This window comes from Intrasporangium sp. (genome assembly GCF_035280925.1).
GTDB lineage: Bacteria > Actinomycetota > Actinomycetes > Actinomycetales > Dermatophilaceae > Intrasporangium.
Genome location: NZ_DATEEY010000177.1, coordinates 12331 through 30188, shown reverse-complemented (window position 1 = coordinate 30188; position 17858 = coordinate 12331). Strand labels below are relative to the sequence as shown.

Annotated in this window: 14 protein-coding genes; 10 read left to right on the top strand and 4 right to left on the bottom strand. The window is 69.5% G+C overall.

Features of this window, described 5'->3' with window-relative positions:
• Positions 1 to 35 precede the first annotated feature (35 nt).
• The gene (locus tag VJN29_RS16040; RefSeq protein ID WP_324144636.1) at positions 36 to 635 is read right to left on the bottom strand and encodes a TetR/AcrR family transcriptional regulator; all 600 of its coding nucleotides are present in this window, start codon (positions 633 to 635) and stop codon (positions 36 to 38) included.
• Positions 636 to 712: 77 nt separating this feature from the next.
• On the opposite strand from VJN29_RS16040, the gene VJN29_RS16035 reads away from it, so the two are divergent.
• Positions 713 to 2227 (top strand): MFS transporter, encoded by a 1515-nt coding sequence (locus VJN29_RS16035; RefSeq protein WP_324144635.1) that lies wholly within the window; start codon positions 713 to 715, stop codon positions 2225 to 2227.
• Between the two features lie 252 nt (positions 2228 to 2479).
• Here VJN29_RS16035 and VJN29_RS16030 read toward each other — a convergent pair whose 3' ends face one another.
• On the bottom strand, positions 2480 to 4072 hold the full coding sequence (locus VJN29_RS16030; RefSeq protein ID WP_324144634.1) for an acyl-CoA mutase large subunit family protein: 1593 nt from the start codon (positions 4070 to 4072) through the stop codon (positions 2480 to 2482).
• Positions 4073 to 4212: 140 nt separating this feature from the next.
• The gene (locus VJN29_RS16025) at positions 4213 to 4755 is read right to left on the bottom strand and encodes a transcriptional regulator TrmB (RefSeq protein WP_324144633.1); all 543 of its coding nucleotides are present in this window, start codon (positions 4753 to 4755) and stop codon (positions 4213 to 4215) included.
• Positions 4756 to 4820: 65 nt separating this feature from the next.
• On the opposite strand from VJN29_RS16025, the gene VJN29_RS16020 reads away from it, so the two are divergent.
• From VJN29_RS16020 to VJN29_RS16010, 3 genes are all read left to right on the top strand, one after another.
• A complete protein-coding gene (locus VJN29_RS16020; protein WP_324144632.1) occupies positions 4821 to 5771 on the top strand; it encodes an ABC transporter ATP-binding protein in 951 nt (316 codons plus the stop codon).
• Entirely contained in the window at positions 5768 to 7369 is a 1602-nt protein-coding gene (locus VJN29_RS16015; RefSeq protein ID WP_324144631.1) for a polyketide antibiotic transporter, read from the top strand. Before VJN29_RS16020 ends, VJN29_RS16015 begins: the two co-directional genes overlap by 4 nt.
• 201 nt (positions 7370 to 7570) lie before the next feature.
• Positions 7571 to 8668, top strand: coding sequence for a mannose-1-phosphate guanylyltransferase (locus VJN29_RS16010; RefSeq protein ID WP_324144630.1), 1098 nt, complete (start codon positions 7571 to 7573; stop codon positions 8666 to 8668).
• A gap of 45 nt (positions 8669 to 8713) precedes the next feature.
• On the opposite strand, the gene VJN29_RS16005 is transcribed toward VJN29_RS16010, so the two are convergent.
• Complete coding sequence (locus VJN29_RS16005) at positions 8714 to 9880, bottom strand: nucleotide sugar dehydrogenase (RefSeq protein ID WP_324144629.1); 1167 nt, start codon at positions 9878 to 9880, stop codon at positions 8714 to 8716.
• Between the two features lie 308 nt (positions 9881 to 10188).
• Between VJN29_RS16005 and VJN29_RS16000 the strand changes: the two genes are divergently transcribed.
• The 6 genes from VJN29_RS16000 (at position 10189) to VJN29_RS15975 (ending at position 17841) form a co-directional block, all read left to right on the top strand.
• A complete protein-coding gene (locus VJN29_RS16000) occupies positions 10189 to 11364 on the top strand; it encodes a glycosyltransferase family 1 protein (RefSeq protein WP_324144628.1) in 1176 nt (391 codons plus the stop codon).
• A 96-nt stretch (positions 11365 to 11460) separates the two neighbouring features.
• On the top strand, positions 11461 to 12303 hold the full coding sequence (locus VJN29_RS15995; protein WP_324144627.1) for a hypothetical protein: 843 nt from the start codon (positions 11461 to 11463) through the stop codon (positions 12301 to 12303).
• Entirely contained in the window at positions 12303 to 14258 is a 1956-nt protein-coding gene (locus VJN29_RS15990; RefSeq protein ID WP_324144626.1) for a fumarate reductase/succinate dehydrogenase flavoprotein subunit, read from the top strand. The genes VJN29_RS15995 and VJN29_RS15990 overlap by 1 nt, the downstream gene beginning before the upstream one ends.
• The gene (locus tag VJN29_RS15985) at positions 14255 to 15010 is read left to right on the top strand and encodes a succinate dehydrogenase/fumarate reductase iron-sulfur subunit (RefSeq protein ID WP_324144625.1); all 756 of its coding nucleotides are present in this window, start codon (positions 14255 to 14257) and stop codon (positions 15008 to 15010) included. Before VJN29_RS15990 ends, VJN29_RS15985 begins: the two co-directional genes overlap by 4 nt.
• Before the next feature lie 143 nt (positions 15011 to 15153).
• A complete protein-coding gene (locus VJN29_RS15980) occupies positions 15154 to 15867 on the top strand; it encodes a succinate dehydrogenase cytochrome b subunit (protein ID WP_324144624.1) in 714 nt (237 codons plus the stop codon).
• Positions 15868 to 15870: 3 nt separating this feature from the next.
• Complete coding sequence (locus VJN29_RS15975; protein WP_324144623.1) at positions 15871 to 17841, top strand: fumarate reductase/succinate dehydrogenase flavoprotein subunit; 1971 nt, start codon at positions 15871 to 15873, stop codon at positions 17839 to 17841.
• The last annotated feature ends 17 nt before the right edge of the window (positions 17842 to 17858 follow it).

Genomic DNA, 17858 nt, shown 5'->3' with positions numbered 1-17858 from the left:
TCCGGTTGGTTGACCCCCGGACCCGGGTGCGGGGGTCAGCCGCTGACCGGGCGGAACTCCTGCATGGCGCAGGCCATCAGGTCGGCCAGCGGGCCACCTTCGCCCAGGTGCTCGGGCGCCCGCATGGCGACGAGGACGTTGATGAGCATGCCGTGGGCGACGAAGACGCGCAGCTGCTCGTCCGTGCCTCCGGTGCGGCGGAGGAGGGCGAAGATCCGCCCCATGGACTCGCGGGCGGCCACCCCGATCTCCTCGACGCCGGCCGAGGTGAAGCCGTGCAGCATGACGAGCAGGAAGTCGCGGTCCTCGACGAGCTCCTTGTAGGCGTGGCCGAGCCGCGTCCAGTCGTCCGGCTCGTCGGGGTCGAAGGGCTGTGCGTCGAGCTCGCGCCCGAACGCCTCGATGATCCGCGCGCCGGCGTGCTCGAAGACCTCGACGAAGAGCTGGAGCTTGGTGCCGAACATCCGCACCACGTAGGGCTGGCTGACGCCGGCCTCCCGGGCGACGGTGTCCGTGGTGGTCGCGGCGTAGCCCTGTTCGGCGAAGGCGCGGGTCGCGGCGGTGAGGATGAGCTCGCGGCGGGCGCCGGCGGACATGCGGGTGGCGGTGGGTGCAGACGTCGAGGCGGAAGACATGTTGACATGTTATCAGTCGATTACCTATTGTCGAGCTGTTCGTTAGTAATCATCCAATGCATAGAAGGGTCCTCGACATGAGCACCTTGACCGGCGCCCCCTCCACAGACTCGACAACCAAGGTCGAGAAGCCGCCTAGCGAATCCCGCGAACGGACTCGACCGGCCACCGCCCTGTGGCTCGTCCTCGTGGCCACCTCGCTGCCGATGTTCCTCGCCACGCTGGACAACCTCGTCATGACGACGGCCCTGCCCGTCATCCAGGCAGAGCTGGACGCCACCGTCGGGCAGCTCTCGTGGTTCCTCAACGCCTACACGCTGGCCTTCGCGGCCTTCATGCTGCCGGCAGCGACGCTGGGTGACCGGCTCGGCCGACGACGGGTCATGGCCGCGGGGATCGTCATCTTCACCATCGGCTCCATCGGCGCAGCGCTCAGCTCGACGTCGGAGGCCCTCGTCGTCGCGCGCGCCGTGCAGGGCTTCGGCGCCGCAGCGATCATGCCGCTGTCCCTGGCCCTCCTCGCCGGTTCGGTCTCGGAGCGGCTCCGACCCATGGCGATCGGCATCTGGGGCGGCGTGTCCGGGCTCGGCGTCGCCGTCGGTCCGGTCGTGGGCGGTGCCATCGTGCAGGGCATCAGCTGGGAGGCGATCTTCTGGGTCAACGTGCCGATCGCCGTCATCGCCATCGGGCTGCTCCTCGTCGCGGTGCCGGAGTCGCGGGGCACCTTCACGCGGCTCGACCTGGTCGGCACCGGCCTGCTCGGCGGCGCGGTGTTCCTGGCGACGTGGGGAATCGTGCACGGCAACGACGACGGCTGGGCCTCCCCCGGCGTGCTCACGCTGCTCATCGGCGCAGCCCTGCTGCTCCTGGCCTACGTGCCTTGGGCCGCCCGCCGGCACGACGCGGTGCTGCCGCTGCGGCTCTTCCGGTCGAGGAGCTTCTCGGCTGCGAACGTCGTCGGGCTCTTCTTCGCCCTGGGCATGTTCGGCGCCGTCTTCCTGTTGTCGCAGTACCTCCAGATCGTGCAGGGCTACAGCCCGCTCGAGGCGGGCATCCGGACGCTCCCGTGGACCGCGGCCCCGATGGCCATCGCACCTCTCGCCGGTGCGCTGGCACCGAGGGTCGGTGTGCGCACCCTGCTCGTCAGTGGGCTCGCCCTGCAGACCGTGGCCCTCGCGTGGTTCGCCGTCATCACCGAGGCCGGCCTCGACTACGGGGCCTTCGTGCCGCCGCTCGCGCTCGCCGGCATCGGCATGGGGCTGACCTTCGCCCCCGCGTCGACGGCCGTCCTCCAGGACCTCCCGCACGAGGACTTCGCCATCGCCAGCTCGGCCAATGCGACGATCCGGGAGTTCGGCGTGACCCTCGGCGTCGCGACGCTGACCGCGGTCTTCCTCGGCGCCGGCGGGCAGCTGACACCGGTCGGCTACGACGGCGCTGTCGGGCCGGCCCTGCTCACCGGCGCGGTCGCCGTCGGCATCGCCGCCCTCGCCGCACTGTTCCTCCCCCGTGGCAAGGGCCGTTCGCAATCGGCTGACGCAAGCCACGCGGGGTCAACCAACCGGAAGCAGGGCCGCGTCCGGGTCGCCTGAGCGCGGCCGGGGCTGGAGTTCCGGTTGGTTGACCCATCGCACCCGGCCGGAGCGGGACTCAGCGTGGGGCTGGGAGCGAGCAGGACGACCCGGCCGGAACGGGACTCAGCGTGGGGCTGGGAGCGAGCAGGACGACCCGGCCGGAACGGGGCTCAGCGTGGGGCTGGAAGCGAGCTGGACGACCCGGCCGGAGCGGGACTCAGCGTGGGGCTGGGAGCGGGCCCAGCGGCATACGGCCTGCTGGTTTTGGTTCTAGAAGGTCTCGCGCGGCTGGTAGGTGCCCCACACCTCACGGAGCGCGTGGGCGACCTCGCCGCCGGTGGCGCGGGCCTGCAACGCCTGCTTCATGGGGTACAACACGTTGTCGGTACCGCGGGCGGCCTCCTGCAGCTCGGCCAGGGCGGCCTTGACGGCGTCGTTGTCCCGCTCGGCGCGCAGCCGCTGCAGACGCTGTCTCTGGTCCATCTCGATCTGCGGGTCCACGCGGAGCGGCTCGTAGGCCTCCTCCTCGTCGAGCGCGTACTTGTTGACGCCGACCACGGTCCGCTCACCCTCGTCGATCTCGAGCTGGACGCGGTAGGCAGAGCGCTCGATCTCGGACTTCTGGAACCCCTGCTCGATCGCCGCGACGGCGCCGCCCTTGTCCTCGACGGCCTGGATCAGCGCCAGCGCCGCCGCCTCGACGTCGTCGGTCATCGACTCGACGACGTAGGAGCCCGCGAACGGGTCGACCGTCTTGGTGACGTCGGTCTCGTAGGCGATCACCTGCTGGGTGCGCAGCGCGAGGCGGGCAGCCTTCTCGGTCGGCAGGGCGATGGCCTCGTCGAAGGAGTTGGTGTGCAGCGACTGCGTGCCGCCGAGGACCGCGCCCAGGCCCTGGAGGGCGACCCGGACCAGGTTGACTTCGGGCTGCTGCGCGGTCAGCTGGACGCCGGCGGTCTGGGTGTGGAACCGCAGCATCTGGCTCTTGGGGTTCTTGGCGCCGAAGTCGTCACGCATGATCCGCGCCCAGATCCGCCGGGCCGCCCGGAACTTGGCCACCTCCTCCAGCAGCGTCGTGCGGGCCACGAAGAAGAAGGAGAGGCGCGGCGCGATGTCGTCGACGTCGAGCCCCGCGGCCTGGGCGGCGCGGACGTACTCCATCGCGTTCGCCAGCGTGAAGGCGATCTCCTGCACGGGCGTCGCACCGGCCTCTGCCATGTGGTAGCCGGAGATGGAGATCGTGTTCCAGCGCGGCAGCTCCTTGTGGCAGTACGCGAAGACGTCGGCGATGAGGCGCAGCGACTCGCGCGGCGGGTAGATGTACGTGCCGCGGGCGATGTACTCCTTGAGCACGTCGTTCTGGATCGTGCCGGTCAGCTGGTCCCCGGCGACGCCCTGCTCCTCGGCGACGAGCTGGTAGAGCAGGAGCAGCGTCGACCCGGGGGCGTTGATCGTCATCGACGTCGAGATCTTGTCGAGCGGTAGCCCGTTGAACAGGGTGCGCATGTCGTCGAGCGAGTCGATCGCCACGCCGACCTTGCCCACCTCACCGTGCGCGATCGACTCGTCCGAGTCGTAGCCCATCTGAGTCGGCAGGTCGAAGGCGACGGACAGCCCGCCGGTGCCCGCCCTGACGAGCTGGTGGTAGCGCTCGTTCGACTCCTTCGCCGTGCCGAAGCCCGCGTACTGGCGCATCGTCCACGGCTTGCCGGTGTACATCGACGGGTAGACGCCACGCGTGAACGGGTAGCTGCCGGGCTCGCCCAGCTTGGCCTCCGGGTCGAACCCGTCCAGCGCGCCGGCGCCGTAGACGGCCTCGATCGGCAGGTCGGACTCCGAGCGCGCGCCAGTGCTGTCAGCCATGCTGCCGAGCGTAGTGGCGTCGGCCTGCCCCAGCGCCGGCCGGGAGCCCGAACGTCGCCGATCTCACGTGGTGCGTTCACCCCTTGGTCGTATGCCGCTGTGCTCGCCTGCGCACGTCGGTTCCCGGTCGGGTGGCCGGGTCAGTGGTCGGTGGGCCAGTCGCGAATGACCTCGGCCTTGCGCTCCTCCCAGCCCGTCCGGATCGACTCCATCTTCTCGAAGAGGTAGTCGAAGTACTCGACGGTGAGCTGGAGCCGCCGCCCGGCCTGAGTGTCCGGGCCGACGGCCTCCAGACCGGATCGGACGCTCGCCTCCATCTGCGTCAGGAGCCGGTCGCGGCTCAGCATCGCCGTGTGCCAGGCGTCCGTCTGCACGACGTAGACGTCACGCCGGGAACCGCGCTCCCGTTCCTTGCCGATGAGCATCGCGTGGGCGAGATAGCGGATCGCGCCGGAGATCGCCGCGGGACTGACGCCGAGGGACTCGGTGAGCTCTGTGGACGTCATCCGGCCGTCATCGTCAGCGAGGAGCTGGGCGAAGACGCGCCCCGCGAGTCGAGGCATGCCGGCGTCGGTCAGGACGTCGCCGAACCGCTCGACGTAGAGCCGGACCGCCCGGTCGTCGCGGGCCAGAGCTTCGGCCCGCTCGTTGCGATCCGTTGTCCCCTCTTCCAGCAGCCTCATGAGGGGACGGTATCGCATCGTTAATAACATTCACTACTTGCTGAATGCTGTGTAGTGTGCCGCGTATGACCGCAGCGATTCAGGTCACTGACCTCCACAAGCGTTTCGGCACCACGATCGCGCTCGACGGACTCGACCTCGAGGTCGACGCGGGCGAGATCCACGGCTTCCTCGGGCCCAACGGCGCCGGCAAGTCCACGACGATCCGGATCCTGCTCGGGCTGCTGCGCTCCGACAGCGGCAGCGCGAGCCTCCTCGGCGAGAATCCGTGGCGGGACGTGGAGACCCTGCACCGGCGGCTCGCCTACGTCCCCGGCGACGTAGCCCTGTGGCCGAACCTCACCGGTGGCCAGGTGATCGACCTGCTCGGTAACCTCCGTGGCGGCCTCAACGAGCGGCGTCGGGCCGAGCTGCTCCAGCGCTTCGACCTCGACCCGACCAAGAAGGGGCGGTCCTACTCGAAGGGCAACCGGCAGAAGGTCGCGCTCATCGCGGCGCTCGCCTCCGACGTCGAGCTGCTCCTCCTCGATGAGCCGACGGCGGGCCTCGACCCGCTCATGGAGGCGGTCTTCAAGGACACGGCCCGCGAGCGACGCGACGAGGGCGTGACGATCCTCCTGTCGAGCCACATCCTGAGCGAGGTCGAGTCGCTCTGCGACCGCGTGAGCATCATCCGCGACGGGCGCAATGTCGAGTCCGGATCCCTCGCCCAGCTGCGGCACCTGGCCAGAACCACCGTGGACGCCACGCTGGCACAACCTGTGACGGCCGAGCAGCTGGCGACCGTTCCCGGGCTCGGCGACGTCGGGGTCACCGACCACCACGTCGTGTGCACCGTCGAGTCGAACCACCTCGGGCAGCTGCTCGAGCTACTCGGCCGCCACGGCATCAAGAGCCTGACCAGCGCTCCCCCGACCCTCGAGCAGCTCTTCATGGCGCAGTACCGCAGCTCTCCGAGCGGCTTGGCTGGGAGCGAGGGGGACCCGTCGGCCCCCGAGGCGGCGACGACCCGATGAGCGGCTTCACCGGCACGGGTGCCCTGCTGCGCCTCGCGGCCCGACGCGACCGGGTCCTCATCCCGGTCAGCGTCATCGCGCTCGTCGTCCTCGTCGCGGGATCGGCGCAGGCGACGATCGACCTCTACCCGACCACCGACTCAGCGCTCGGTGCAATGGGTGACATCTTCACCAACCCCGCGCTGGTGGCCATGTACGGCCCCCTGACCAGTCCCACGATCGATGCCTTCGCGGTCTTCAAGACCATCCTGCTCGGTGGGGTCTTCCTCTGCCTGCTCGCCTACATCGTCGTGCGACGGCACACCCGGACCGAGGAGGAGGAGGGGCGGCTCGAGCTCGTCGGGGCCGGCGTCGTCGGCCGTCGTGCGCCCCTGGGTGCTGCCATTCTGCTCGGCGTGCTCGCTGTGCTCGTCACCGGCCTGCTGACCACCATGTCCGCCGTCGCCGTCGGTCTCGACCGGACGGGGTCCGTCGCCCTGGGGGTCGCCTGGCTGACCATGGGACTGACGTGGGTCGGTGTCACGGCGTTCGCAGCGCAGCTCACCGAGACTGCACGTGGCACCGCCGCCTTCTCCCTCGGCGCCCTGGCCGTCGCCTTCCTGCTGCGAGCTGTGGGAGACACCGCCGAAGAGGGCAGCGCGCTGAACTTCCTCACCTGGCTCTCACCGATCGGTTGGGGCGAGAAGGTCTCGCCCTACGGCGCGAATCGGCTCTGGCCTCTGCTGCTGGGCATCGCGGCGTTCGGGCTGCTCTGCGCGACGGCCTTCATCCTGCTCGAGCGGCGCGACCTCGGCGCGGGCGTCATCCCGCCTCGCCCCGGCCCCGCCCGGAGCCGGATGCGCACGGTCGAGGCGCTCACCGCGTACCTCGCGCGGGGCACCGCCATCGGGTGGGTGATCACGGCGGTCGTGCTCGGCTCCGTCGTCGGCTCCATTGCCGGGAACGTCCAGTCACTCATGGACTCGCCGCAGACAGCGGAGATGCTGCGCAAGCTGGGCGGCGGAGCAGGCACGATCGTCGACGTCTTCTTCTCCGCCGAGCTGCACATCGCGTCGGTTGCAGTGGCGGCCATGGGCATCTCGCTCGTGACCCGACTGCGGTCCGAGGAGGCCTCGCTCCGCGGCGAGTCGGTCCTCGCGACGTCGGTGACGCGGCCCCGCTGGGCCCTGTCCCACGTCGGCGTCGCGGTCCTGGCGACGACGCTCGTCATGGTGCTCGTCGGCATCGCCGCCGGGCTGGCCGACAGCCAGCGAACCGGCGACGCCGCAGGGTCGATCGGCCGGCTCGTCGGCGCAAGCATCGTGACCCTCCCGGCCATCTGGGTCTGTGTGGGCATCGCCCTCGTGTTCGTCGGACTCCTTCCACGGCACACGGGGCTCGTCTGGGCGGTCCTCATCGGGTTCCTGCTGCTCGGCGAGTTCGGCGCGATCTTCGGACTGCCCGACTGGGTGCAGAGCCTGTCGCCCTTCGGCCACGTGCCAGGCCTGCCCGCGGCGGACCTCGTCATGACGCCCCTCATCACGCTGACGGCCATCGCCGCGGGCCTCGTGGCGGTCGGGGCGGGCGCCCTCCGGCAGCGCGACTTCCCGACGACCTGACCCTTCCCCTCGTCGTCCTCTCCTCCTTCGTCGAGTGTGCAGAAGATGATGCCGCCCGCTGGGCGGCATCTTCTGCACACTCGACGCAAAGGGAGGGTCCTCTGCACACTCGACGCAAAGGGAGGGCGCGCGGGAGGTTCGGTTCAGCGGAAGCCAGCCCAGCGGCATACGGCATGGCGGTTTGTCGGTAGGTTCTGCCCCATGTCTGAGGGAACCCACATCGAGGGACTGTGGGCGGTCATCCCCGCGGGCGGGTCAGGCACACGGCTGTGGCCGCTCTCGCGTCGGGCCTCCCCGAAGTTCCTCCACGACCTGACCGGGTCGGGGCGCTCGCTGCTGCGGATGACGTGGGACCGGCTCTCGCCCCTCGTCGAGGACCGCTTCCTCGTCGTCACCGGAGCAGCCCACGAGGATGCCGTGCGCAGCCAGCTGCCGATGCTGCGCCGCGACGACGTCGTCGCGGAGCCGTCACCCCGGGACTCGATGCCGGCCATCGGGCTCGCCGCGGCCATCCTCGAGCGACGCGACCCCGAGGCGATCCTCGGCTCGTTCGCCGCGGACCACGTCATCACGGACGTCGCCGCCTTTCACGCTGTCGTTGCGGAGGCGGCCGCGGCGGCGCGCACCGGCGAGCTCGTCACCATCGGCATCGAGCCGACGCATGCGGCCACCGGGTTCGGTTACATCAAGCAGGGCTCGGGCCTGGACATCGAGGGGGCGCCCCACGCCCATCGGGTCCTCGAGTTCGTCGAGAAGCCAGACCCGGAGTCCGCGCGGCGCTACGTGGAGTCGGGCGAGTATCGCTGGAACGCAGGGATGTTCGTCGCCGGCGCGACGACTCTGCTCGAGCTGCTGGCCGAGCACCACCCCGATCTCGTCGACAACCTCCGGATCATCGCGAGCGACCCGCGTCGCATGCAGGACCTGTGGCCCTCGCTGCGCAAGATCGCCATCGACCATGCCGTGGCGGAGCCGGCGGCAGCCGCCGGACGGGTTGCCGTCGTACCGGCGTCCATCGGCTGGGACGACATCGGCGACTTCGCTTCACTCGCAACGATTCTCGGCCGCGGCAAGGCTCGGTCGCTCGAGGTGATCACCGGCGTGGACGACATCGTTGCCGTCGACTCGACGGGCATCGTCGCGGCCGACAGCGGACGGGCGGTGGCCATCGTCGGGCTCGACGACATCGTCGTCATCGACACCGCCGACGCCCTGCTCGTGACGACGAAGGAGCGCGCCCAGGACGTCAAGCGGGTCGTCGACGAGCTGACCGGACGCGGGCTGACCGAGCTCACCTGAGGCGCTGCCTCGCCCGGCCCAGGGCCACTCGTGCCGGAGAGCCGATCAGTCGCGGCCGTAGATGTCCCGCGTGTAGACCTTGTCGACGACGTCAGCCAGGTCGTCGGAGTGCCGGTTCGCCACGATGACGTCGGCCTCCGCCTTGAAGGCGTCGAGGTCACGGACGACGCGCGAGTGGAAGAAGTGGTCCGACTCGAGCGTCGGCTCGTAGACGATGACCTCGACGCCCTTGGCCTTGATCCGCTTCATGATGCCCTGGATGCTCGAGCTGCGGAAGTTGTCGGACCCCTCCTTCATCACGAGCCGGTACATGCCGACGACCTGCGGATCGCGCCGGAGGATGTCCCTCGCGATGAAGTCCTTCCGCGTCGTGTTCGAGTCGACGATCGACCGGATCAGCGTCTGTGGGACCTGGTCGTAGTTGGCGAGCAGCTGCTTGGTGTCCTTGGGCAGGCAGTACCCCCCGTAGCCGAACGACGGGTTGTTGTAGTGCGCCCCGATGCGCGGGTCGAGGCCGACCCCCTCGATGATCGACTTGGCGTCCAACCCGTGGGTCGCCGCGTAGGTGTCGAGCTCGTTGAAGTAGGCGACGCGCATCGCGAGGTAGGTGTTGGCGAAGAGCTTGGTGGCCTCGGCCTCGGTGGGGTTCGTCAGCAGCACCGGCACATCGGTCGACTCGGCGCCCTCGACGAGGAGGTCGGCGAACTGCTTGGCCTCGGCCGATGTGTCCCCGACGATGATGCGGCTCGGGTGCAGGTTGTCCCAGAGCGCCCTGCCCTCCCGGAGGAACTCCGGCGAGAAGATGACCCTGGCCTGCGGATGCCGGTCGCGCATGCGGGCGGTGAAGCCGACCGGGACGGTGGACTTGACGATGATGGTGGCCTGGGGGGCGAGCCCGCAGATGTCCGCGATCACCGACTCGACGCTCGACGTGTCGAAGTAGTTCGTCCTCGGGTCGTAGTCCGTCGGCGTGGCGATGACGACGAAGGACGCGCCGGTGTAGGCGTCGGCCGGATCGGTCGTCGCGCGCAGGTTCAACGGCTTCGACGCCAGGTAGTCCTCCAGCTCCCCGTCGACGATCGGGGAGCGGCGCTGGTTGACCGACTCCACCCGCGCGGAGTCGAGGTCGAGGGCGGCCACCTCGTTGCGCTGGGCCAGGATGACGGCGTTGGACAGACCCACGTAACCGAGGCCGACGACTGCGATTTTCACACCGACACCTTAGACGGTGCGAGAACCGCGGCTACCGACGAAGCCTGCGCTGGGCGTGAAAGGTCGCCCACCCCTAAATGTGGGCGACCTTCCCCACGGGGGTGGCTGCGCGAGAGCTGTGGATGACGGCCATGTGTCAGGGCCGCGCCCAGTGGGTGTCCCTTCACAGAGGGACTGAAGCGGGACGGCGCTTGAGGCCGGGAGGCTGCTCAGCGGCATACGGCATGGGGAGCGGTCGTCACTGGGACGTCACCCAACACACCCTCCCGCGTCGCCCTCGCATCACCTGACCACGCCAGCGTCGAGGAGTGCGAGTCGCGATCGTCACCGAGTCGTTCCTCCCGAGCCTCAACGGCGTCACCACGAGCGTGTGCCGGGTCGCCGACCACCTCCGGGCGCAGGGCCACGACGCGGTGATCCTCGCGCCGCGCTCGCGGGACGCCACGCCCGAGAGGTACGCCGGCTTCCGTGTGCACCGCGTCGCGTCGGTGCCGGTGCGCAGCTTCGACGTCGGCCTGCCGACCGGGGAGATCGAGGCGATCCTCGCCGAGGCCGCACCTGACGTCGTGCACGTCGCGAGCCCATTCGTCGTCGGCGCGAGGGGGCTGCGCGCCGCTGGACGGCTCGGCCTGCCCACGGTGGCGATCTTCCAGACCGACATGGCCGGCTACGTCCGTCAGCACACGCCCGGCCCGGCGGGCGCCGCTGCAGGCCGCACGACGTGGCGCTGGATCCGACGCGTCCATTCGTGGGCGGATCTCACGCTGGCGCCATCGACCGCGGCGCTGGCGGACCTGCGGGCGCACGGGGTCGCTCGGACCGCCTTGTGGGGACGCGGCGTCGACACGACCCTCTTCAGCCCGGCGTGGAGGTCCGACGCGGTGACTCGGGCGATGCGGCGCGAGCTCGCTCCGGCCGGCGAGAGGCTCGTCGGCTACGTGGGCCGGCTGGCCCCCGAGAAGGAGCTCGAGCGGCTCGCCGAGATCGCGGACGTGCCCGGCACGCGCCTCGTCATCGTCGGGGGCGGCCCGTCCCGCGAGTCGGTCGGAGCCCTGCTCACCGAAGCAGTGGCTGCAGCAGCGGGTCGGCCGAACCTCCCGCCCGTCTTCCTCGGGCCGCGTCAGGGCGAAGACCTGGCGCGCGCCTACGCCGCTCTCGACCTCTTCGTCCACACGGGAACCCACGAGACCTTCGGCCAGACGATCCAGGAGGCGGGCGCATCCGGTCTGCCCGTCGTCGTACCGCGCGCGGGTGGGCCGATCGACCTCGTCACGGACGGCGACAACGGCCACCTGTTCGACCCCGCCGTCCCGGGGTCGCTCCGCGATGCCGTATGCCGCTCACTCTCCTCCCAGCACCACCTCTCCGAGCTGGGTCGGCGGGGTCTCGAGAGGGTCAGCGACCGTTCCTGGGCAGCCGTGGTCAGCCGGCTCATCGGGCACTACGAGGAGGTCGCTCGCGCGCGAACGCTCGTCGCCGCGTGACCTCGCTGTGCGGCCCGGCGCGAATCCCCCTCTGCCGCCGATGTTGCGGCTATGGTGTGGCACGGCGCCCGACCAATGACGGTGGAGGTTCGCACGATGAGTGACACACGGCTCGATCCCGGACCTCAGGGTGGTTCGGTACCCGGTGGCGTCGGCTCGCCCGGACGGGCGCAGATCAGTGCCGGGACCCTGCGGACCGACCGCTGGTGGCTCCAGCCGGCCGTCACGTTCACGCTCCTGACGATCTGGGTGCTCTACGCCCTGGTCCGGACCGCCTTGCAACGGAACTACTTCGTCGAGGCGTACGACTACCTGACGCCGTTCTACTCGCCCTGCGTCACGGCCTCGTGCGAGCCCGGCGCCCGCCACTTCGGGACGTGGTTCGGAGAGTTCCCGCCGCTCGTGCCGTACGCGTTGGTCGTGCTGCCGTTCCTGCTCGGTTTCCGGCTCACCTGCTACTACTACCGGAGGGCGTACTACCGGTCGTTCTGGCTGTCACCGCCCGCCTGCGCCGTCGCGGAGCCGCATCGGAGCTACACCGGTGAGACCCGATTCCCCCTCTTCCTGCAGAACTCGCACCGCTTCTTCTTCTACTCGGCACTGGTGGTCTCGTCGATCAACACGTACGACGCGGCACGGGCGTTCAAGGGCGTCGACGGCGGGTTCGGGATCGGCCTCGGCACGGTGATCATCGTGGTCAACGTCGCCTTCCTCTGGCTGTACACCCTGTCCTGCCACTCCTGCCGTCATGTCGTCGGCGGGCGGCTCAGACACTTCTCGAAGCACCCGGTCCGCTACCGCGCCTGGACGATCGTGTCGCGGCTCAACACCAGGCACATGGAGCTCGCGTGGATCACCCTCGGCACCCTCATGGTGACCGACGCCTACATCGCCCTGGTCGCCTCCGGGGCCCTCTCTGATCTGAGGTTGGTCAACTGATGGCTGCAGAGCTCGAGCGGCACGACTACGACGTGCTCATCATCGGGGCCGGCGGAGCCGGACTGCGTGCCGCGATCGCGGCCCGGGAGGCCGGCATGCGCACCGCCATCGTCTGCAAGTCCCTGTTCGGCAAGGCCCACACCGTCATGGCCGAGGGCGGCATCGCGGCGAGCATGGGCAACGTCAACAGCAGGGACAGCTGGGAGGTGCACTTCCGGGACACCATGCGCGGTGGCAAGTTCCTCAACTCGTGGCGGATGGCCGAGCTGCACGCCAAGGAGGCGCCGGACCGGGTCTGGGAGCTCGAGACCTATGGCGCCCTCTTCGACCGCACCCCCGACGGCCGGATCAGCCAGCGCAACTTCGGCGGCCACGAGTACCCGCGCCTCGCGCATGTCGGCGACCGCACCGGCCTCGAGCTGATCCGCACGATGCAGCAGAAGATCGTGTCGCTCCAGCAGCAGGACGAGCGCGAGACCGGTGACGCCGAGAGCCACCTCAAGGTCTTCGCCGAGTGCACCATCACGGATCTGCTCACCGACTCGCGCGGCGCTGCCGGCGCTGGCGGCGCTGCGGGCAGTGCCGGGGCCATCGCGGGCGCGTTCGGCTACTGGCGCGAGTCGGGGCGCTTCGTCCGGTTCGACGCTCCCGCGGTCGTGCTGGCCACGGGTGGCATCGGCAAGTCCTTCAAGGTGACGTCCAACTCTTGGGAGTACACCGGGGACGGGCACGCCCTCGCGCTGCGGGCCGGTTCGACCCTGGTCAACATGGAGTTCGTCCAGTTCCACCCGACCGGCATGGTCTGGCCGCCCTCCGTCAAGGGCATCCTCGTCACCGAGTCCGTGCGCGGCGACGGTGGCGTCCTGCTGAACTCCGAGGGCAAGCGGTTCATGTTCGACTACGTCCCGGACGTCTTCCGAGGGCAGTACGCCAAGACCGAGGAGGAGGGCGACCGCTGGTACACGGATCCCGACAACAACAAGCGCCCGCCCGAGCTGCTGCCCCGTGACGAGGTCGCCCGGGCCATCAACGCCGAGGTCAAGGCCGGACGTGGCACGCCACACGGCGGGGTCTACCTCGACATCGCCTCACGCCGCAGTGCCGCCGAGATCCTCAAGAAGCTGCCGTCGATGCACCACCAGTTCAAGGAGCTGGCCGACGTCGACATCACGGCGGAACCCATGGAGGTCGGCCCCACCTGCCACTACGTCATGGGCGGTGTCGAGGTCGACCCCGACACCGCTGCGGCCGCTCGCGTGCCGGGGTTGTTCGCCGCGGGTGAGGTGTCGGGCGGCATGCACGGGTCGAACCGGCTCGGCGGGAACTCGCTGTCCGACCTGCTCGTCTTCGGCGCTCGGGCCGGCACCGGCGCGGCCGCCTACGTCAGGGGCCTCGGGTCCGCCCGTCCGCAGGCCGACGAACCCGCCATCGACGCGGCGTCAACAGCCGCGCTCGCCCCGTTCGCCGAGGAGGGCGGTGAGAACCCCTACACCGTGCACCAGGAGATGCAGCAGACGATGAACGATCTCGTCGGCATCATCCGCACCGCCGAGGAGATCGAGCAGGCGCTCGCCAAGCTCGAGGAGCTCACGGTCCGCGCCCGGCGCCTCACCGTCGAGGGGCACCGCCAGTTCAACCCCGGCTGGCACCTCGCCCTCGACCTGCGCAACATGCTCGCCGTCAGCGAGTGCATTGCCCGGGCCGCGCTGCTGCGACAGGAGAGCCGCGGCGGACACACCCGCGATGACTACCCGGGCATGGACTCCGCATGGCGATCCAGGCTGCTCGTCTGCTCCATGGACGCAGACAGCATCAGCGTCAAGGAGCAGCCGGTGGAGCCGATGCGCGACGACCTCATGGCGTTGTTCACCAACGACGAGCTGGCGAAGTACCTCACCTCGGAAGAGCTCGCGGCCAGGCCGGCGCCGAGCGCCAGTGACGGGAGTGGATCATGAGCTACGACGCGAGGTTTCGGGTATGGCGCGGGGATGCCGACGGTGGCGAGCTCGTCGACTACACGGTTGAGGTGAACGAGGGCGAGGTCGTGCTGGACATCATCCACCGCCTGCAGGCCACCCAGGCCCCGGACCTCGCGGTCCGCTGGAACTGCAAGGCCGGCAAATGTGGCTCGTGCAGCGCCGAGGTCAACGGCATGCCGCGGCTGATGTGCATGACGCGGATGTCGACCTTCGCCGAGGACGAGACGGTCACGGTCACCCCCATGCGCGCCTTCCCGGTGGTGCGCGACCTGGTCACCGACGTGTCGTACAACTACGAGAAGGCGCGCCAGATGCCGGCCTTCGAGCCGCCGGCCGACCTGGCACCGGGCGAGTACCGGATGGCTCAGGTCGACGTCGAGCGCTCGCAGGAGTTCCGCAAGTGCATCGAGTGCTTTCTCTGCCAGGACACGTGCCACGTCGTGCGCGACCACGAGGACAACAAGGAGGCGTTCGCCGGGCCACGATTCTTCATCCGCGCGGCCGAGCTGGACATGCATCCGCTCGACGCGCGGACCGACCGGGTCCAACGGGCACGCACCGAGCAGGGCATCGGGTTGTGCAACATCACCAAGTGCTGCACCCAGGTCTGCCCTGAGCACATCAGGATCACCGACAACGCGATCATCCCGATGAAGGAACGCGTCGCCGGCGACCGCTACGACCCGCTCGTGTGGCTCGGCCGCAAGATCGGGCTGCGCAAGCCCTGAACCAGGGCGAGCCACGGGCGCCCGAGGACGAAAGGGCTGGGACGCAGCCTTTCGCGCGCGTCGAGCTCAGCGGCATACGGCATCTCGCCCGTAGTGGAAATGGTCACACTGCCGGCGTGCGGGCGCGACGATAGGGTGCGCACGTGGCCACCAACACTCTCCCAAGGACGGGACCCGCATCGGCGCGCCGCACCACCGTGTTCATGAAGGTGGTCATGGCCGCGTCCGGTGCGCTCTTCGTCCTGTACGTCCTCCTGCACATGTACGGCAACCTGAAGATCTTCAGCGGCGTCAAGGCGTTCGACGACTACGCGCTGTCCCTGCGGACGATGTTCACACCGATCCTGCCCTTCGGCGGGTTCCTCTGGATCATGCGCGCGCTGCTCGTCCTCGCGGTGCTCGGGCACCTGTGGGCCGCGTTCCACCTGTGGAGCCGCGCCAACGGGGCGCGCGGCTCGCGCTACTACGCCAAGGAGGCCGCCAAGGCCGCGGCCAGGTCGAAGATGATGCGGTGGGGTGGCGTCGCGATCCTTCTCTTCGTCATCTGGCACCTGCTCCAGTTCACCTGGGTGAAGTTCAACGTCGGCCCCGACCGGGCCGGAGACAGCGTCGGCCTCCTCGTCGTCAGCAGCTTCCGGGTGTGGTGGGTCACCCTCGTCTACGTGCTCGCGATGATCGCCCTCGGACTGCACCTCTGGCACGGCGTCTTCAGCGCCAGCCAGACCCTTGGCCTGTCGACGACGGCGCAGGCCCGCAACCGGGCCCGGGCCACGGCAACGATCATCGCCCTCGTGACAGCCGTCGGCTTCATCCTGCCGCCGCTCGCCATTCTCTTCGGACTCGTCAAGGGGAACTGATCGATGACTGAACTGATCCACGGGCTCTACACCGAGGGCGAGCCGATCCGGGACACCAAGACTCCCCCCGGTCCCATCGCGGACAAGTGGAGTACGCGCAAGTTCGAGGCCGGCCTCGTCAACCCCGCCAACCGTCGCAAGCTGTCGATCATCATCGTCGGCACCGGTCTCGCCGGCGGCGCAGCGGCGGCGACGCTCGGCGAGGCGGGCTACCAGGTCAAGTCCTTCTGCTACCAGGACTCTCCCCGTCGCGCGCACTCGATCGCGGCACAGGGCGGCATCAACGCCGCGAAGAACTACAAGAACGACGGCGACTCGACCTACCGGCTCTTCTACGACACCGTCAAGGGCGGCGACTACCGCTCGCGCGAGTCGAACGTCTACCGCCTCGCCGAGGTGAGCGCGAACATCATCGACCAGTGCGTCGCACAGGGTGTGCCGTTCGCTCGCGAGTACGGCGGCCTGCTCGACAACCGCTCCTTCGGTGGCGTGCAGGTCTCGCGGACGTTCTATGCCCGAGGGCAGACCGGTCAGCAGCTGCTCCTGGGCGCCTACCAGGCGCTCGAGCGGCAGGTCGCGGCCGGCACCGTCGAGATGTTCAGCCGCCACGAGATGCTCGAGATCATCGTCGTCGACGGACGGGCGCGCGGCATCATCGCCCGCGACCTCGTCACGGGAGAGACCGAGACGCACCTCGCGGACGCCGTCGTGCTGGCCAGTGGCGGCTACGGCAACGTCTTCTTCCTGTCGACCAACGCCATGGGCTCCAACGTCACTGCGACGTGGCGGGCGCACCGCAAGGGCGCCTACTTCGGCAACCCCTGCTACACGCAGATCCACCCGACCTGCATCCCGGTCTCGGGGGAGCACCAGAGCAAGCTGACGCTCATGTCGGAGTCGCTCCGCAACGACGGTCGCATCTGGGTGCCCAAGCGGGCCGAGGACTGCGAGAAGGACCCGCGGCAGATCCCCGAGGAGGACCGCGACTACTACCTCGAGCGGATCTATCCCTCCTTCGGCAACCTCGTGCCCCGCGACATCGCCTCGCGGGCCGCGAAGAACGTCTGTGACGAGGGCCGCGGCGTCGGGCACAAGGTCGGCGACTTCCGGCGCGGCGTCTACCTCGACTTCACCGACGCCCTCAAGCGGATGAGCGCCGACGCCGTCGCCGAGAAGTACGGCAACCTGCTCGACATGTACCAGCGGATCACGGGCGAGAACCCCTATGAGGTGCCGATGCGCATCTACCCCGCGGTGCACTACACGATGGGCGGTCTCTGGGTCGACTACGACCTCGAGTCGACCATCCCAGGCCTCTTCGTGGCCGGCGAGGCGAACTTCAGCGACCACGGCGCGAACCGCCTCGGCGCCTCGGCCCTCATGCAGGGCCTGGGCGACGGCTACTTCGTCCTGCCCCACACGATCCGTGACTACCTCGCCAAGGGCCCGTACTCCAAGATCGACGAGGACCACCCAGCGGTCGTCGAGGCCCGTGCGGCCGTCGACGCCCGGGTCGCCCGGCTGCTCGAGATCAACGGCGACCGCTCGGTCGACTCCTTCCACCGCGAGCTCGGCAACATCATGTGGGAGTACTGCGGGATGGAGCGCACGGAGGAGGGCCTGCTCAAGGGCATCGACCTCATCCGGGGGCTCCGCGACGAGTTCTGGCGCAACGTGCGCGTCCTCGGCGCCGCCGACACCCTCAACCAGAGCCTCGAGAAGGCCGGCCGCGTAGCCGACTTCCTCGAGCTCGGCGAGCTCATGTGCATCGACGCCCTCCACCGCCGCGAGTCCTGCGGCGGCCACTTCCGTGGCGAGAGCCAGACCGCGGACGGCGAGGCCCTGCGACACGACGAGCAGTTCGCCTACGTCGCGGCGTGGGAGTGGGGCGGCGAGAGCGGCGGCGCCCCGATCCTGCACAAGGAAGACCTGGTGTACGAGTTCATCGAGATGAAGCAGCGGAGCTACAAGTGAGCGGCATGAAGATCACC

Excerpts from the sequence above, each read along its gene's own strand:
- VJN29_RS15990 (WP_324144626.1), top strand. The coding sequence starts at position 12,303 with ATGGCTGCAGAGCTCGAGCGGCACGACTACGACGTGCTCATCATCGGG.
- VJN29_RS16030 (WP_324144634.1), bottom strand. The coding sequence starts at position 4,072 with ATGGCTGACAGCACTGGCGCGCGCTCGGAGTCCGACCTGCCGATCGAG.
- VJN29_RS15995 (WP_324144627.1), top strand. The coding sequence starts at position 11,461 with ATGAGTGACACACGGCTCGATCCCGGACCTCAGGGTGGTTCGGTACCC.
- VJN29_RS16035 (WP_324144635.1), top strand. The coding sequence starts at position 713 with ATGAGCACCTTGACCGGCGCCCCCTCCACAGACTCGACAACCAAGGTC.
- VJN29_RS16020 (WP_324144632.1), top strand. The coding sequence starts at position 4,821 with ATGACCGCAGCGATTCAGGTCACTGACCTCCACAAGCGTTTCGGCACC.
- VJN29_RS16025 (WP_324144633.1), bottom strand. The coding sequence starts at position 4,755 with ATGAGGCTGCTGGAAGAGGGGACAACGGATCGCAACGAGCGGGCCGAA.
- VJN29_RS15975 (WP_324144623.1), top strand. The coding sequence starts at position 15,871 with ATGACTGAACTGATCCACGGGCTCTACACCGAGGGCGAGCCGATCCGG.
- VJN29_RS15985 (WP_324144625.1), top strand. The coding sequence starts at position 14,255 with ATGAGCTACGACGCGAGGTTTCGGGTATGGCGCGGGGATGCCGACGGT.
- VJN29_RS16015 (WP_324144631.1), top strand. The coding sequence starts at position 5,768 with ATGAGCGGCTTCACCGGCACGGGTGCCCTGCTGCGCCTCGCGGCCCGA.
- VJN29_RS16040 (WP_324144636.1), bottom strand. The coding sequence starts at position 635 with ATGTCTTCCGCCTCGACGTCTGCACCCACCGCCACCCGCATGTCCGCC.
- VJN29_RS16010 (WP_324144630.1), top strand. The coding sequence starts at position 7,571 with ATGTCTGAGGGAACCCACATCGAGGGACTGTGGGCGGTCATCCCCGCG.